Genomic DNA, 18868 nt, shown 5'->3' with positions numbered 1-18868 from the left:
TTGCTTGATTATGATACACCTTATTTTATTTTACTTAAGATTTCATGTTTCATTACTCTCGTATGACACACTTTATTTCATTCTCACTACTTTCTCGCGTGTCATTGGCCTCGTATGATACACTTTGTTCCGTTCCTCCCACTTTTATATGTGTCATTGCCTTCGTATGATACACTTTATCCGTTTCCACCTAAATTCTCACGTGTCATTGCACTTCTATGACACACTTTATCTCGTTCCTACTACTTTCTCGCGTGTCATTGGCCTCGTATGATACACCTTATTCCGTTCCTCCCACTTTTATATGCGTCATTGCCTTCGTATGACACACTTTATTTCATTCCCACTTCTTTCTCGCGTGTCATTGGTCTCGTATGATACACTTTATCTCGTTCCCACTACCTTCTCGCGTATCATTGGCCTCGTATGATACACTTTATTCTATTTCCACCATTATTTCCGCATCATTGCGCTCCTCCCTAAAAGAACACTCCTCATTCATTTCACTACATTTATCAAATCAAACCCTACCTTCGGTACACAAAAGTCCAAATCGTAAACAAATAAAAAAAGCCACTCTCTATTGAGAATGACTTTATCTGCCCAGCAACGTCCTACTTTCACAGGGGGAAACCCCCAACTATCATCGGCGCTGGAGAGCTTAACTACCGTGTTCGGCATGGGAACGGGTGTGACCTCTCCGCTATCGTCACTGGACTTTTTATGAGAGTTTATCCTCTCAAAACTAGATAACATATTCTGATTAAATGATCGTCTTAGTAAAGTTTGGTTAAGCCCTCGATCGATTAGTATCTCTCAGCTTCACATGTCGCCATGCTTCCACATGAGACCTATCAACCTCATCATCTCTGAGGGATCTTACTCACTTACGTGATGGGAAATCTCATCTTGAGGGGGGCTTCATGCTTAGATGCTTTCAGCACTTATCCCTTCCACACGTAGCTACCCAGCTATGCTCCTGGCGGAACAACTGGTACACCAGCGGTGTGTCCATCCCGGTCCTCTCGTACTAAGGACAGCTCCTCTCAAATTTCCTACGCCTGCGACGGATAGGGACCGAACTGTCTCACGACGTTCTGAACCCAGCTCGCGTACCGCTTTAATGGGCGAACAGCCCAACCCTTGGGACCTACTTCAGCCCCAGGATGCGATGAGCCGACATCGAGGTGCCAAACCTCCCCGTCGATGTGGACTCTTGGGGGAGATTAGCCTGTTATCCCCAGGGTAGCTTTTATCCGTTGAGCGACGGCCCTTCCATACGGTGCCGCCGGATCACTAAGCCCGACTTTCGTCCCTGCTCGACCTGTATGTCTCGCAGTCAAGCTCCCTTATGCCTTTGCACTCTACGAATGATTTCCAACCATTCTGAGGGAACCTTTGGGCGCCTCCGTTACTTTTTAGGAGGCGACCGCCCCAGTCAAACTGCCCACCTGACACTGTCCCTGATCCGGATTACGGACCGAGGTTAGAATTCCAGTACAACCAGGGTAGTATCCCACCGACGCCTCCACCGAAGCTAGCGCTCCGGCTTCCAAGGCTCCTACCTATCCTGTACAAGTTGTACCAAAATCCAATATCAAGCTACAGTAAAGCTCCATGGGGTCTTTCCGTCCTGTCGCAGGTAACCTGCATCTTCACAGGTAATATAATTTCACCGGGTCTCTCGTTGAGACAGTGCCCAAATCGTTGCACCTTTCGTGCGGGTCGGAACTTACCCGACAAGGAATTTCGCTACCTTAGGACCGTTATAGTTACGGCCGCCGTTTACTGGGGCTTCAATTCAGAGCTTCTCCCGAAGGATAACCCCTCCTCTTAACCTTCCAGCACCGGGCAGGTGTCAGCCCCTATACTTCGCCTTACGGCTTGGCAGAGACCTGTGTTTTTGATAAACAGTCGTTTGGGCCTATTCACTGCGGCTCTCTCGGGCATACACCCTAATAGAGCACCCCTTCTCCCGAAGTTACGGGGTCATTTTGCCGAGTTCCTTAACGAGAGTTCTCCCGCGCGTCTTAGAATTCTCTTCCCGCCTACCTGTGTCGGTTTGCGGTACGGGCACCAGTCACCTCGCTAGAGGCTTTTCTTGGCAGTGTAGGATCAGGAACTTCGGTACTATAATTTCCCTCGCGATCACAGCTCAGCCTTATGACAAGCGGATTTGCCTACTTGTCAGCCTCACTGCTTCGACGCACATATCCATCAGTGCGCTTACCCTACCTTCCTGCGTCCCCCCGTTGCTCAAACGGTGACGTGGTGGTACAGGAATTTCAACCTGTTTGCCATCGCCTACGCCTTTCGGCCTCGGCTTAGGTCCCGACTTACCCTGAGCGGACGAGCCTTCCTCAGGAAACCTTAGGCTTTCGACGGAGGGGATTCTCACCCCTCTTTTCGCTACTCATACCGGCATTCTCACTTCCAAGCGCTCCACATGTCCTTCCGGTCATGCTTCAACGCCCTTGGAACGCTCCCCTACCACTGTCCGTAAGGACAATCCATAGCTTCGGTGATACGTTTAGCCCCGGTACATTTTCGGCGCAGAGTCACTCGACCAGTGAGCTATTACGCACTCTTTCAATGGTGGCTGCTTCTAAGCCAACATCCTGGTTGTCTAAGCAACTCCACATCCTTCTCCACTTAACGTATACTTTGGGACCTTAGCTGATGGTCTGGGCTGTTTCCCTCTTGACTACGGATCTTAGCACTCGCAGTCTGACTCCCGAGGATAAGTAAATGGCATTCGGAGTTTGACTGAATTCGGTAATCCTGTGGGGACCCCTAGTCCAATCAGTGCTCTACCTCCAATACTCTCACCTCGAGGCTAGCCCTAAAGCTATTTCGGGGAGAACCAGCTATTTCCGTGTTCGATTGGCATTTCACCCCTACCCACACCTCATCCCCGCACTTTTCAACGTGCGTGGGTTCGGGCCTCCATCCAGTGTTACCTGGACTTCACCCTGGACATGGGTAGATCACACGGTTTCGGGTCTACAACAACGTACTATGGCGCCCTATTCAGACTCGCTTTCGCTGCGGCTCCGTCTCTTCAACTTAACCTCGCACGTTATCGTAACTCGCCGGTTCATTCTACAAAAGGCACGCTGTCACCCATTAACGGGCTCCAACTACTTGTAGGCACACGGTTTCAGGATCTATTTCACTCCCCTCCCGGGGTGCTTTTCACCTTTCCCTCACGGTACTGGTTCACTATCGGTCACTAGGGAGTATTTAGCCTTGGGAGATGGTCCTCCCGGATTCCGACGGGGTTTCACGTGTCCCGCCGTACTCAGGATACACTCCGGAGGAAACAACGTTTCGGCTACAGGGCTGTTACCTTGTCTCGCAGACCTTTCCAGATCGCTTCACCTACGCTGTTTCTTTGTAACTCCGTATGGAGTGTCCTACAACCCCAAGAGGCAAGCCTCTTGGTTTGGGCTAATTCCGTTTCGCTCGCCGCTACTCAGGAAATCGCATTTGCTTTCTCTTCCTCTGGGTACTAAGATGTTTCAGTTCCCCAGGTCTGCCTTCTCATACCCTATGTATTCAGGTATGGATACCATCCCATTACGGATGGTGGGTTCCCCCATTCGGAAATCTCCGGATCAAAGCTTACTTACAGCTCCCCGAAGCATATCGGTGTTCGTCCCGTCCTTCGTCGGCTCCTAGTGCCAAGGCATTCACCGTGCGCCCTTTCTAGCTTAACCACTAAAAAGTGTGGCGTCTTACATTCGCCTTAACTAAGACACACAGTTGATTTCGTTAGAAGAATAGACTTCTATTGATATCTACTGGTGATCATTTAAATCAGTTTTTGTTATCTAGTTTTCAAAGGACAAATCGCACCACGCAAGTGTGCGATAATCAAGTAGTTGTGCTGTCTTTTGAGCTGATACGCGTTAGCGTTCAGCGAGCACAACGACTTCATTTTGAGAGTATGACCTCTCAAAACTAAACAAAAAGTCCAAAGCGAAGTTCAAAAGTAATGAGCTTTATGTTTCTACAGTTGTTGTAGAAAATAACTGCTCCTTAGAAAGGAGGTGATCCATCCCCACCTTCCGGTAGGGATACCTTGTTACGACTTCACCCCAATCATCTGTCCCACCTTCGGCGGCTGGCTCCAAAAGGTTACCTCACCGACTTCGGGTGTTACAAACTCTCGTGGTGTGACGGGCGGTGTGTACAAGGCCCGGGAACGTATTCACCGCGGCATGCTGATCCGCGATTACTAGCAATTCCGGCTTCATGCAGGCGAGTTGCAGCCTGCAATCCGAACTGAGAGTGGCTTTATGGGATTCGCTCGGCCTCGCGGCTTTGCTGCCCTTTGTACCACCCATTGTAGCACGTGTGTAGCCCAGGTCATAAGGGGCATGATGATTTGACGTCATCCCCACCTTCCTCCGGTTTGTCACCGGCAGTCACCTTAGAGTGCCCAACTGAATGCTGGCAACTAAGATCAAGGGTTGCGCTCGTTGCGGGACTTAACCCAACATCTCACGACACGAGCTGACGACAACCATGCACCACCTGTCACTCTGTCCCCCGAAGGGGAACGTCCTATCTCTAGGAGTGTCAGAGGATGTCAAGACCTGGTAAGGTTCTTCGCGTTGCTTCGAATTAAACCACATGCTCCACTGCTTGTGCGGGCCCCCGTCAATTCCTTTGAGTTTCAGCCTTGCGGCCGTACTCCCCAGGCGGAGTGCTTAATGTGTTAACTGCGGCACTAAGGGTATCGAAACCCCTAACACCTAGCACTCATCGTTTACGGCGTGGACTACCAGGGTATCTAATCCTGTTTGCTCCCCACGCTTTCGCGCCTCAGCGTCAGTTGTAGGCCAGAAAGTCGCCTTCGCCACTGGTGTTCCTCCACATATCTACGCATTTCACCGCTACACGTGGAATTCCACTTTCCTCTCCTACACTCAAGTCCCCCAGTTTCCAATGACCCTCCACGGTTGAGCCGTGGGCTTTCACATCAGACTTAAGAGACCGCCTGCGCGCGCTTTACGCCCAATAATTCCGGACAACGCTTGCCCCCTACGTATTACCGCGGCTGCTGGCACGTAGTTAGCCGGGGCTTTCTGGTTAGGTACCGTCAAGGTGCCAACCTATTTGAATGGCACTTGTTCTTCCCTAACAACAGAACTTTACAATCCGAAGACCTTCATCGTTCACGCGGCGTTGCACCGTCAGGCTTTCGCCCATTGCGGATGATTCCCTACTGCTGCCTCCCGTAGGAGTCTGGACCGTGTCTCAGTTCCAGTGTGGCCGATCACCCTCTCAGGTCGGCTACGCATCGTTGCCTTGGTGAGCCATTACCTCACCAACTAGCTAATGCGCCGCGGGCCCATCTCACAGTGTTAGGATTGCTCCCAACTTTTACAATAGAACCATGCGGTTCCATTGATCATCCGGTATTAGCTTCGGTTTCCCGGAGTTATCCCAGTCTGTAAGGCAGGTTGCCCACGTGTTACTCACCCGTCCGCCGCTGATCTCATAAGAGCAAGCTCTTAATTGATCCGCTCGACTTGCATGTATTAGGCACGCCGCCAGCGTTCGTCCTGAGCCAGGATCAAACTCTCCAAAAAATTGTTGAGTTCGATGTCTCTGACATCAAGCCAAATTTTGGCTAATTTTTAAATCTTATTGACGGGATATCCTTTCATCAATCGTATATACGACTAATGTGTCTATCCCACTTCGCTTGGCTTTTTGTTTAGTTTTCAAAGGTCAAATTATTAGTACTGTTTTTTCGACAGCTATAATAGCTTATCATTTTGCACTCATAAAGTCAATAACTTTTTTACGAAAGAATATTGTGTTCATGAGCGACTTTTTCTATTATAACTAGATAGATTGTACAAGTCAATAATTTATTTATTATTATTCCAATAGTTGTTCCTCTACATAAACATCATGGTGAGATGTTAACTCAAAAAGGTTTCCGTTTTCTAATTTAATAGTTGGTCTAGTTGGTTCTTTTTCATCTAGAAAAACTATTTCGCCTATATCATTTGAACTCAATCTTACTTTTGTTCCTATCGATAAATCGAGTATAACTTGAGTAAAATGATGGAGAACAATGTGATCTATTTTACCAAAGTGCTCTTTTCTTAAAGATTCTATTACTTTATAAGGTGATTTTTTCGTTCTATAGTGTCTTTCTGAAGTCATCGCATGGTAAATATCACAGATAGATATTATTTTTGCGAATAAGTGGATTTTATTACTTTTTAATTTATATTGATATCCACTGCCATCCTCTCTTTCATGATGTTGAAGGACACCTAATAACGCTTCTTTTGTAAAACCTGCGACATCCTCTAGCATGCGATATCCAAATAAAGGGTGAGTTTTAACTTGCTCATATTCATCTATTGTTAGAGCACCTTTTTTTTCAAACACATTAAACGGTAACTTTGCCATACCACAATCAGATAGTAAGCCTGATAATCCTAATTGAATTACTTCACCGTTCGATAGCCCCATTTTTCTACCTACTAAAGACGATAGAACACTTACTGCCACGGAATGAAAATATATATATTCATTTTTGTTACTATAGTGGTGTAATTGTATTAAATCTTCCTTCTTAGGGGTCTTATTATATAAAGGGAGAAACACTTTCCTTACTGCAAATGCATCAACTTTCGTGCCACCTTGCCAGTGATTAAATAGTTTTTTAAATTGTTGAACTGCAAATAAATATCGGTCTATAAAAGGGTCTTCAATAGTATCTTTTCGCTTTGCATCTTCTACAATGACACTATTTGCTTTAAACAAACTACCATTCTCAAGCTTATTTTCAATAGTAACAGAAGGAACCATAAATATTTTAAGAATATTAATAAGCTCATTAGTTAACACTGTTTTTTTCTTCATAATTGGTGTATTTGTTTTTTTATAAATATCTTCAGCCAGTATAGTTCCTGGTATTAAGTATTCTATTTTAACTTTCATTACTATTCTCCCCTTAGACCTTTAAGCTTTTGCTATTTTATCTATTATCCTTATTTATGTATAAAAATCTTAAGCTATTATGTCAAATTAAGTCAAATATACTTTATATAAAGTTTAACATAATGTTCAACCGAATATAATTTCATCTTTTTATATTTTTTGAGTTTTTATAAATTACAACGTTAAGAGATTCGTTCATCAGAAAATATATTCCCTGAAAATAATTAATAAGACGGTTTCATATAAGTTAATAAAAGCCCCTGTAAATCACTACTTTTGCCGAGCGTAAACGATAATTAATCCAATTAAAGTAGGCTTTTAAGTGGAAAAGTTGCTCTGTATTTTTTCAGAGACCTCTCCCGATGTGAGCTGCCCCAAGCTAAGGCGGCTCGCATCTTTCTTGAAAATAATCTTTAACAAATCCTATAAAAAAAGAGGAAGGCACAAAAAGGAATTGCTCCTTTTCTACCTTCCTCATACTCTTCTTAATAAGGGTCAGAAGGATGTCCAAGCTTTTCTGCTTGTTCAACCGCTTCATCCGCTTCCGCGTTTCCAATCGGATTTCTATGTGATGTATTTTCATCTTCCATTTTACTTATGCCATCTGCTACTCTTTGTCCATATTCTTTATCGCATTTCATAAACATGTCTATCATTGTTTGTTTAATTTCTTTACGACATGGGGTTAAAGTGGTCACTAGATTTTTTATTAAGTCATCTCGCTCCCAATCGGATAGACGACGGTATGTTTCTCCAGCTTGTTCAAAGTTATTTTGGCGATCAATTGTTTCTCTTTTTAGTTCACCTTCTACATATGGAGTATGTTCTTTTCCTTTTTGATTTGCCTCTTTTAGTCCGCCGATAATAGAAGGCTCATAGTTAACATGTGGATTTTGCGTCTTCCCTTTATCCACTACATATTCCATTTGACCACCACGTTGGTTTGTCGCAACATCTTTTTTTGGTGCATTAATTGGCAATTTCAAGTAATTTGTCCCAACACGATAACGTTGTGTATCTGAATACGAGAACGTTCTCCCTTGTAACAATTTATCGTCGGAAAAATCTAATCCATCCACTAATACTCCTGTTCCAAATGCAGCTTGTTCAACTTCGGCAAAATAGTCTTCTGGATTTTTATTTAATACCATTTTTCCTACTGGCTGCCATGGTATGTCATCCTTGTACCAAAGTTTTGTTGGATCTAATGGATCATAATTCAATTCTGGATGTTCATCATCACTAATGATTTGTACAAATAATTCCCATTCAGGGTAATCACCATTTTCAATTGCTTCATAAAGATCTTGTGTTGCATGGTTAAAGTTCTTGCCTTGTATTTTTTCCGCTTCATCTTGTGTTAAATTCTTTATACCTTGTTTTGGCTCCCAGTGATATTTTACTAAGTGTCCTTTGCCTTCCTCATTTACCCATTTATATGTATTCACTCCTGATCCTTGCATGAGACGATAGTTTGCAGGTATTCCCCATGGTGAAAAAAGGAAAGTAATCATATGCATGGCTTCCGGAGTTTGCGATATAAAATCAAAAATTCTCTCTCCATCTTGTAAATTTGTTACAGGGTCAGGCTTAAATGCATGTACTAAATCAGGAAATTTTAGAGGATCACGAATAAAAAAGATCTTTAAATTATTCCCTACTAAATCCCAGTTTCCATCTTCTGTATAAAATTTTACTGCAAATCCTCTAGGGTCTCTTAATGTTTCTGGAGAGTGACCACCGTGAACGACAGAAGAGAAACGCACAAAAACAGGCGTTTGTTTCCCTTTTTCTTGAAATAGCTTTGCTCTAGTATATTTAGATATTGGCTCATCTCCTACAGTACCATATGCTTCAAAATAACCATGTGCACCTGCACCTCTCGCATGGACGACGCGTTCAGGAATTCTTTCTCGATCGAAATGACTAATTTTTTCTAGAAAGTCGTAGTTTTCTAATGTTGTTGGACCGCGATTACCAACTGTTCTGACGTTTTGATTGTTTGTTACGGGATGACCTTGCCGATTCGTTAGTTCATCATGTTGAGCAGATGTATGTTCATTCGTCTCTTTACTCAATTTCTACACCTCAAATACATTTGAAATTTAAAATACAGTAGTATTATTTTCCAAAAATAGCGATTTATACTATAAAAAAACTGCACGGTCGATTATTAGAAACAATTCTAATAATGATCGTACAGTTTTTTAAAATGAAGCTATGCTAAAATTTTTTAATGACAATGCTCCGTTTGATGTACGGAGAGAGCTAAATAAGTGAAAGAGAGACACCATTTCAATACAACACTAGAAAATGAAGTATTACTCTTCTTCTTTATTTACATCCGCTTCTGCTACTTCGTTTTCTTCACTATTATTTAAGTCACTGTCTTCCATTGATTCTTCTTGCTCATCTATTATTTCCTCATCATCATCAATGTTTACACGTGCAACGGTTGAAACGTGTTCTTCATCACCAACACGGATGAGACGAACTCCTTGTGTATTACGTCCAGTCGTTGATATTTCCTCAACGTGCATTCTAATAATAACACCAGAGTTTGTAATAATCATTAAATCATGATCATCGGAAACGACTTTCAATGAAATTAACGGACCATTTTTATCGGTAATATTGCATGTTTTAATCCCTTTACCTCCACGTGTTTGAATGCGGTACTCACTCACTGGTGTACGCTTTCCAAACCCTTTTTCGGTAACAATTAATACAGCCTGGTCTTCTTCAATTGTGTCCATACCAACTACTTGATCATTTTCCTGCAGTGTTACACCTTTTACTCCGGTTGCAGTACGTCCCATTAAACGGACATCATTTTCGTGGAAACGAATAGACATCCCTTTTCTTGTTCCCGCGATAATTTCTTTAGTACCATCTGTTAATCTAACACCGTGTAGTGCATCGCCTTCACGGAGGTTGATCGCAAACAAACCACCTCGACGAATGTTAGAAAAGACTTTTAATGCAGTACGCTTTGCGATACCGTCTTTCGTCATAAAGAATAAATATCTTTCTTCATCAAACTCATCAACTGGAATAACCGTACTTACATACTCATCTTTTTCGATTTGTAATAAATTGATGATAGGAATTCCTTTAGCTGTTCTATTAAATGACGGTATTTCATAGCCTTTTAATCGATATACTTTCCCTTTGTTTGTAAAGAAAAGTAAGTGGTCATGGGAATTTGTTATGAATAGATGTTGTACAAAATCATCATCATGTGTTCCCATTCCTTGGACACCACGTCCACCACGTTTTTGGCTTCGATAAGTAGAAAGTGGAATTCGTTTAATGTAACCGTTATGTGAAAGGGTAATAACGACATTTTGGCGTGGAATGAGATCTTCGTCTTCCATACTATCTTCACCAAACGTAATGATCGTTCTTCTTTCATCGTTATAGCGGTCACGAATATCTGTTAATTCTTCACGAATGATTGCAAGTACTTTTTCGTCATCAGCTAAAATAGCCTTTAGTTCTTTAATTTTTTCCACAAGCTCTTGATATTCTGCTTCAATTTTATCGCGCTCTAAGCCCGTTAAGCGTTGAAGTCGCATGTCTAAAATTGCTTGGGCTTGGTCATGACTTAAAGAGAAGTTTTCCATTAACCCTTGTCTAGCAATTTCTGTTGTTTGAGAGCCTCTAATTAATGCAATAATTTCATCAATATGGTCAAGCGCAATACGCAATCCTTCTAAAATATGTGCTCTTGCTTCTGCCTTCTTTAATTCGAATTCAGTACGTCGACGAATGACTACTCGTTGGTGCTCGAGGTAGTGGTAGAGTACTTCTTTTATAGATAATACTTTAGGTCTTCCATCAACGAGGGCAAGCATGTTAATACCAAAGCTCGATTGTAGTGCTGTTTGCTTATACAAATTATTTAACAAAACATTTGCATTCACATCTCTACGAAGCTCTATAACAATTCGCATTCCTGTTCTGTCGGACTCGTCGCGTAAATCTGTAATTCCATCTAGCTTTTTATCTCTTACTAGTTCAGCAATTTTTTCAATTAAACGAGCTTTATTAACTTGGTAAGGAATCTCTGTAACAATGATTCTCGGTTTACCATTATTGTCTTCAATCTCAGCTTTTGCTCGAATAGTAATAGAACCTTTTCCTGTTTCATAGGCACGACGAATACCCGAGACACCTACAATTTCCGCTCCCGTCGGAAAGTCTGGCCCTGGAATATATTCCATAAGCTCTGTGCTAGTGATCGTAGGGTTTTCACTTAACGCAAGTACTCCATCAATGACTTCGCCTAAGTTATGAGGCGGAATATTAGTAGCCATTCCAACCGCAATTCCAGACGTTCCATTCACTAGTAAATTAGGAAAGCGTGCTGGGAGAACAATTGGCTCTGTCTCAGAACCATCATAGTTTTCTTGATAATCTATCGTATCTTTATTAATATCTCGAACAAGCTCCATAGATATTTTGGACATCCTTGCTTCTGTATAACGCATCGCTGCGGCTGCATCACCATCGACAGAACCAAAGTTTCCATGCCCATCAACAAGCATATATCGATAACTAAAATCTTGTGCCATTCTTACCATAGTTTCATAAACTGCAGAGTCACCATGTGGATGGTATTTACCAATTACTTCCCCTACAATACGTGCGGACTTCTTATAAGCTTTATCTGAAGTCATTCCTAACTCATTCATCGCATATAGTATTCGACGGTGAACTGGCTTTAATCCATCTCGAACATCAGGTAATGCACGGCTTACGATAACACTCATCGCATAGTCCATGAAGGATGTTTTCATTTCCTGACTGATATTAATTTCTTTGACTCTTGATTGATCTTGTTCCGACATTCTAGTACCTCCGTTCACCTATTTACAAAACGAACTTTCTTTTCCATTCTATTATTCATTATACCCTACATAAACGTACATCAACCATGCAGCCCTATTGCTGCATGGCCTTGATGTTTATCTCAATCGAAATGTAACGATATGAGGATGTTTATGATAAACGCATCGAGTGATTATATATCTAAGTTTTTCACATATTGGGCATTTGCTTGAATAAACTCTCTTCTCGGTTCTACTTTGTCACCCATTAGTGTTTCAAATGTTTCATCAGCAACCATTGCATCCTCTAAAGTAACTTGTAGCGTTGTACGTGTACTTGGATCCATCGTTGTTTCCCACAGTTGAGTTGGGTTCATCTCTCCAAGACCTTTATATCTTTGTAAACCAGGTTTCGGTGTTTCTGCGAGTTCTTTTATAATACGTTCCATCTCTTTTTCGTTATATGCATATTGTACTGTCTTTCCTTGTTGAATTTTAAATAAAGGAGGCTGTGCAATGTAAACATAACCTTCTTCTAGCAAAGGCCTCATATAACGGTAAAAGAATGTTAACAGTAATGTACGAATATGCGCGCCATCAACATCAGCATCTGTCATAATAATAATTTTATGGTAACGTGCTTTTGAAATATCAAAGTCGCCACCAATTCCAGTTCCTAATGCTGTAATGATCGCCCTTACTTCGTTATTCGATAAAATTTTATCTAGTCTTGATTTTTCTACGTTAAGAATTTTACCTCGAAGTGGTAGTATTGCTTGGAAATGTCTGTCCCGTCCTTGCTTTGCAGATCCCCCTGCAGAGTCACCCTCTACGATATACAATTCGCTAATTGTCGCATCTTTTGAAGAGCAATCTGCGAGTTTTCCAGGAAGAGAGCTCACTTCTAAAGCTGATTTTCTTCGTGTTAACTCTCGTGCTTTTTTCGCAGCGTCACGTGCTCTTGAAGCCATAATTCCTTTTTCAACAATTTTTCTTGCTACGTTAGGGTTTTCAGCCATATACTTTGCCATATGCTCTGAAAATAAGGAATCTGTTATTGTTCTAGCTTCACTGTTTCCTAACTTAGTCTTCGTTTGTCCTTCAAATTGTGGATCAGGTATTTTAACAGAAATAATCGCAGTTAGTCCTTCACGAACGTCATCACCAATTAAATTAGGATCTGTTTCCTTAAATAAACTATTTTTCCTAGCATAATCATTTATGACACGTGTTAAGGCCGTTTTAAAACCTGATTCATGTGTACCACCTTCGTGGGTATTAATATTATTTGCAAAGGAATATAAATTGCTGGCAAAACTATCGTTGTACTGCATTGCTATTTCAACTGAAATGCCATCTTTTTCACTTTCAATAAAAACAGGTGGCTCATGAATAGGCTCTTTCGTACGATTTAAGTGTTCTACAAATGAGGAGATACCACCTTCATAGAAATACTCTGCTTTTTTTCCATCATTTCTTTTATCTGAAATTAAAATACGTAAGCCTCTATTTAAAAAGGCTAATTCTCGCAGTCTATTTGCAAGTGTATCATAGTCGTACTCTGTCGTTTCAGTAAAAATTTCATTATCTGGCTTAAACTTAATAATCGTACCAGTTTTATCTGTTTCTCCAATCACTTTCAGATCAGCTGATGGAACACCTCGTTCAAACATTTGATAATGTACTTTTCCATCAAGATGTACCTCTACTTCCAATTTGGTAGAGAGGGCATTAACAACTGATGCACCAACACCGTGGAGACCACCTGAAACTTTATATCCACCGCCTCCAAACTTACCACCTGCGTGAAGGACAGTCATAATAACCTCAACAGCTGGACGTCCCATTTTTTCATGAATACCTACTGGAATTCCACGTCCATTATCTTCAACGGTTATACTATTATCTTCCTCAATTGTGACCGTAATCGTATCACAATAGCCTGCCATTGCCTCGTCAATACTATTGTCGACGATTTCCCAAACGAGGTGATGAAGCCCACGACCACTCGTAGAACCAATATACATACCCGGTCGCTTACGAACTGCTTCTAAACCTTCTAATACTTGAATTTGACTTTCATCATAGGATTGTTGTTCCATTGTCAATTTCTTCACCTACACTTTTCCGTACAGTAGCCATTTAACTGCAACGATTTAATATCTATTTTAAAGTAATGTTGATTAAAAGTTTTAAAACAAAAGAATAATAACTACATCATTTCTTCTTCATCAAGAATTGTAACCGTCTCTGCACGTCTTTTCAGTGTTTGAGAGGATATAGGGGATAAATAAACTTCTTTATCCGTAACAACGATAGATTTAGGATTGTCATCATCTGTAATAGCTACCGTCTTTTTATTTTTTATCTGATAATCAATAAAATCTAAATTATCTTGGGATAAATCTTTAGATTGATGATCTAATATAGCAATAATTTTATTTGCTCTTATTACCATATCTGCACCTAAGTGTATGAACATTACAGTCACCTCATTTTTTTACTTCAATCTTTCCTTCTTGTACATAGAACATGTCAGCATTACGGAGTGTAGCATGTTCAATTCCATCTACACTAGTCGTGGTTACAAATGTTTGTACTTTACCTTGAATTGTATTAAGTAAATGGGACTGCCGGTGATCATCTAGCTCTGAAAGTACATCATCCAATAGTAAGATCGGATATTCTCCTACTTTTTCATGGATTAGTTCAAGCTCTGCTAATTTAACAGAAAGTGCTGTTGTTCGCTGCTGACCTTGTGAACCAAATGTTTGAATATCTCTTCCGTTTACTAAAAACTGCAAATCATCACGGTGAGGTCCAATTAAAGTGATACCACGTCGTAATTCATTATCCTTTAACCTATCGAACTCCTCTTTTAGTACTGTTAACAGTGTCGACAAGTCCATGTCTTCTGATACGTTAATTGAGGGAACATAGTTAATCTCTAGGCTTTCTAGACCACGACTTATATCATGATGTATAGGTGCTGCCCATTTTTGTAATTTTTTTATAAAATCATACCTTTTTTCAATTACATGACCAGCAGAAATAATCAGCTGGTCTGTCATGACGTCCAACATCGTTGCGTCAGGCTTTTGTTTTTTTTGTAATACATCTTTAAGCCATTGGTTTCTTTGTTTGAGCTGTTTATGATATTGCGATAAATAATATAAATAAACAGGGTGTATTTGTCCCATTTCCATATCTAAAAAGCGTCGTCGAATTTGTGGACTACCTTTTACTAGTGATAGATCTTCAGGCGCAAACATAACAATGTTACACGAACCAATATATTCACTTAGTCTTTTTTTCTCCAAATGGTTGATCTTTACTTTTTTACCTTTAGTTGAAAATATCACTTCCATCTGTAAAGGACCATTTTTATTATTTATCTGACCTTCGACTTTAGCAAAAGGTTGATCCCATCTAATGAGCTCTTTATCCTTTGTCGTACGATGTGATTTAGCCATTGCAAGAACGTATATGGATTCCATTAAATTTGTTTTTCCTTGTGCATTTTCTCCAATGATCACATTAATTTTATTATTAAATGGGAGCGTTAAGTGGTCATAGTTTCGATAATCTCTAATCGTTATTTGCTTTATATACAACGTTTACGATTCCTTCTCGATTAAAATAGATCCAAAGTCATCGATAACAATAACGTCCCCAGCATACAACTTTTTTCCTCGACGATTTTCATTCTCCTCGTTTACGACTACTAGTGTATCTTGTAAAAACCATTTCGCTTGACCACCAGTGCTAATTAGACCTACTTCTTTTAAAAGTTGACCTAAAGTAATGTAATCATCATGGATCGTTACTTTTTGTTCCAAATTTTCCACGCTCGCTTCCGTTTAATTAAAAGCAATTTTGACACGACAAAAATACCTCACCCTTTATTGTACTAAAAGTTCTTAAAATAAGCCAATCGCGCTTAAAAAGATGACAACATATACAAAAAAAGGTTTAGGATTCTATTTATTAAGGCAAATACTACCGAGGAAAAATCCCTCGGTAGTAGTATTAACAATGGGTCACAAAAAGTGATCAATAAGTTCTAACTGGTGAGAATAGATGGAGCATATTTTCGTGTTCTGTAGGCTTAATTACAAATGGACTCATAGCTCCTGTAAAATCAATAGTCACTTCTGTAGAATCAATCACTCTTAATGCGTCAATAATATTTTTCCCATTAAAAGAAATACGGAGTTCTTCTCCATTAAAGTCGAGAGTAGCGACATCTTCTGTAACTTTACCTACTTCAGGAGTGACAGAAGTGATTTCTAGATGTGTATTACTTAATGTTTTTAAATTAACGACATTATTTTTCCCATCTCTTGATAATAGAAGGGCTCTTTCTATCGCTTGCATAAACTTTTTCGTCTCAAGCTTCACGTTCGTTTTAGAATTAGTTGGAATCATATTGTTCGTGGCAGGATAATTACCATCTAATAATCTTGAGAAAAAGAGTAAGTTCTTTGCTTTAAATAAAATTTGATTTTCTGTAACAATGATATCCACCCATTCTTCGTTATCGTCAAGAATTTTACTTAACTCATTTAAGCTTTTTCCTGGAATAACAACGTTAGAAAATGATAGATCATTTGTATTCGTTTCTGCTTTCGCATTTCTCATCGCTAAACGATGACTATCAGTAGCTGTACATGCTAATGTTCCTTCTTCAATAGCCCAATGTACCCCTGTTAAAATAGGTCTTGTTTCTACAGTGGAAACTGCAAATACTGTTTGTCTAATAATATTTTTTAGTAAATCAGTTTTTAATTTAAAAACATTGTCTTCCTCAATTTCAGGGAGACGAGGGTATTCATTTGGATCTAAACCGTTAAGATTGAAAACAGAAGAACCAGACTTTAATGTTGTCACAAATTGCTCAGAAACAGATAGCTCAATCGTATCCTCAGGTAATTTTTTTACTATTTCTGCAAAAAATCGTGCTGGTAATACGATACTCCCTGGTTGCTCTAATTCTACATTTTGTATTTCTTCATCTTCCAAAGGAATAAATGACTCTATTGAAATATCGGAATCACTTCCTGTTAATGTAACCCCATCAAAAGAAGCTTCGATTTTTATCCCAGTTAAAACAGGAATGGTTGTTCTTGGTGAAATGGCTTTTGATACATGTTGTACACTTTGAACAAATTGATCACGGTTAATCGAAAATTTCATTTAAAATTTCCTCACTTTCATATATTTATGAACAGCTATTTTTTTTTAGATTAAGAATGTATAAAACTTGGCATTGGGATTTTTCCACCGTGTGTACTAGCTAGTACTTTATCAGATACGGTAAAATTTCAACGCTTTAAAGAAAAAAATATTAATAACAGATTCGTGAAGTTTTTTCTTACGTTTTATTTAATTTCTAAAAGTAAAAAAGATAGTCATAATATATTATTTTTATTTATAAAATATAGAAGTAATAGTAATATAGCTTGTTAACATGTGGATAATATATCGCCACCTCAATGGTATCATAGTTATTCACATGTGGATAATGTGTTGATAAGTGCGTACCAGTTATTCACAGTAATCACATTCCATTATTTCAGCTGATCTTTAATTTCTTGTATTTGTTTCTGTAAATCAGAATCAGTAGAAAATAATTTTGTTATTTTTTCATGAGCATGAATGACTGTTGTATGATCTCTTCCACCAAATTCAGTACCTATTTTTGGTAACGAATTATCAGTAAGTTCACGGGACAAGTACATAGCAATTTGTCTAGGGTATGCAACGTTTTTTGTTCTTTTCTTCGCTTTTAATTCTTCCACTCGAATCTGGAATGTCTCCGCGACTGTTTTTTGAATGTCCTTGATTGTAATTGTTTTAGGCTTCGCATTCGGGATAATATCCTTTAATGCAACAGCAGCTAAATCAGCATTCATATCTTGATTAATTAAGGAAGAGTAGGCGACCACCCTTATTAAAGCTCCCTCTAACTCACGAATATTAGTATCGATTTGATTCGCAATATAAAGCATGACTTCATTTGGTATGTCGAGATTTTCAGCCTTTGCTTTCTTTCTTAAAATAGCAATTCTCGTTTCAAGATCTGGAGGAGTAATGTCAGTAATTAAGCCCCATTCAAATCGAGAACGCAAACGGTCCTCTAAAGTTGGAATTTCTTTAGGTGGACGATCACTAGATATCACAATTTGCTTTCTTTCTTCATGAAGTGCATTAAAAGTATGGAAAAATTCTTCTTGTGTCTGTTCTTTTCCAGCAAGAAATTGAATATCATCAATTAAAAGTACATCAACATTACGATATTTATTTCTAAAATTGACTGCTTTGTTGTCACGAATAGAATTGATGAATTCATTAGTAAATTTTTCAGAAGATAAATAAACAACTTTTGCATTTGGCTTATGATCGATAACGTAATGACCAATAGCGTGCATCAAATGGGTTTTGCCTAGTCCAACGCCTCCGTAAATAAATAACGGGTTATAAGCTTTAGCAGGTGCTTCTGCAACCGCTAAAGAAGCTGCATGTGCAAAACGGTTGCCACTACCGATTACAAATGTATCAAACGTATATTTAGGGTTAAGCATATGCTTAGGTTTTTCATCATTTGTAGTAACAGGTGCTTTACTAGGGGATTTTACTTTTTCTAGTAATTCAATATCATCATTTTTATCTTCTTTAGGAAGAATGAAGCGAGCTTCTAATTCAGCACCAGTCAATTCATTTAACGTTTCTGTAATAATTGCAAAATAACGATTTTCTAACCAATCACGAGCAAATTCGTTTGGAGCAATGACTGTTATCGTATTCGTACTCTGATCAATGGAATCAGCCTTTGTAAATTTAAACCATGTATCAAAACTTGGTTTACTAACTTTTTCTTCTATTTTCTTTAGTGCTTGATCCCAAAGGTCGTTTAAGTTTTCCAAGCTATTAACCCTCCTTTACGAAATTATATTTTTTCTTTAACTGCGTTAAAGCACGTTTAATTTACAAAACTTTACTAAATATGCAACGTGTATAAGTTTTGTTTAACGCACTGAATATAGATGTATAAATATAAAAAA

At 39.5% G+C, this 18868-nt stretch carries 9 protein-coding genes and 3 rRNA genes; all 12 read right to left on the bottom strand.

The window, feature by feature from the left end; translation table 11 throughout:
- Positions 1-601: 601 nt before the first annotated feature.
- The 12 genes from rrf to dnaA all read right to left on the bottom strand — a co-directional run bounded on the left by rrf (position 602) and on the right by dnaA (position 18730).
- Positions 602-717, bottom strand: a 5S ribosomal RNA gene (gene rrf / locus BCELL_RS00065).
- A 69-nt stretch (positions 718-786) separates the two neighbouring features.
- Positions 787-3719 (bottom strand): 23S ribosomal RNA (locus BCELL_RS00060).
- 326 nt (positions 3720-4045) lie between these two features.
- Positions 4046-5600 (bottom strand): 16S ribosomal RNA (locus BCELL_RS00055).
- The 16S, 23S and 5S rRNA genes sit together here, the layout of an rRNA operon.
- Before the next feature lie 295 nt (positions 5601-5895).
- On the bottom strand, positions 5896-6972 hold the full coding sequence (locus BCELL_RS00050; RefSeq protein ID WP_013486644.1) for an HD-GYP domain-containing protein: 1077 nt from the start codon (positions 6970-6972) through the stop codon (positions 5896-5898).
- 485 nt (positions 6973-7457) lie between these two features.
- Positions 7458-9050 (bottom strand): catalase, encoded by a 1593-nt coding sequence (locus tag BCELL_RS00045; protein WP_013486643.1) that lies wholly within the window; start codon positions 9048-9050, stop codon positions 7458-7460.
- A 243-nt stretch (positions 9051-9293) separates the two neighbouring features.
- Positions 9294-11825: a DNA gyrase subunit A gene (gene gyrA, locus BCELL_RS00040; protein WP_013486642.1), complete on the bottom strand. Its 2532-nt coding sequence runs from the start codon at positions 11823-11825 to the stop codon at positions 9294-9296.
- Positions 11826-11998: 173 nt separating this feature from the next.
- On the bottom strand, positions 11999-13906 hold the full coding sequence (gyrB, locus tag BCELL_RS00035; RefSeq protein ID WP_425357450.1) for a DNA topoisomerase (ATP-hydrolyzing) subunit B: 1908 nt from the start codon (positions 13904-13906) through the stop codon (positions 11999-12001).
- 110 nt (positions 13907-14016) lie between these two features.
- Entirely contained in the window at positions 14017-14286 is a 270-nt protein-coding gene (gene remB, locus BCELL_RS00030; RefSeq protein ID WP_013486640.1) for an extracellular matrix regulator RemB, read from the bottom strand.
- A 10-nt stretch (positions 14287-14296) separates the two neighbouring features.
- On the bottom strand, positions 14297-15418 hold the full coding sequence (recF, locus tag BCELL_RS00025; protein ID WP_013486639.1) for a DNA replication/repair protein RecF: 1122 nt from the start codon (positions 15416-15418) through the stop codon (positions 14297-14299).
- Between the two features lie 3 nt (positions 15419-15421).
- The gene (gene yaaA / locus BCELL_RS00020; RefSeq protein ID WP_013486638.1) at positions 15422-15652 is read right to left on the bottom strand and encodes a S4 domain-containing protein YaaA; all 231 of its coding nucleotides are present in this window, start codon (positions 15650-15652) and stop codon (positions 15422-15424) included.
- A gap of 205 nt (positions 15653-15857) precedes the next feature.
- Positions 15858-17000 carry a DNA polymerase III subunit beta gene (dnaN, locus tag BCELL_RS00015; RefSeq protein ID WP_013486637.1) on the bottom strand — a complete coding sequence of 381 codons (1143 nt, stop codon included), beginning with the start codon at positions 16998-17000 and terminating at the stop codon, positions 15858-15860.
- 374 nt (positions 17001-17374) lie between these two features.
- Complete coding sequence (dnaA, locus tag BCELL_RS00010) at positions 17375-18730, bottom strand: chromosomal replication initiator protein DnaA (RefSeq protein WP_013486636.1); 1356 nt, start codon at positions 18728-18730, stop codon at positions 17375-17377.
- Positions 18731-18868: the final 138 nt, after the last annotated feature.

This window comes from Evansella cellulosilytica DSM 2522 (genome assembly GCF_000177235.2).
Classification (GTDB): domain Bacteria; phylum Bacillota; class Bacilli; order Bacillales; family Salisediminibacteriaceae; genus Evansella; species Evansella cellulosilytica.
This window is presented reverse-complemented; position numbering and strand designations above follow the sequence as displayed.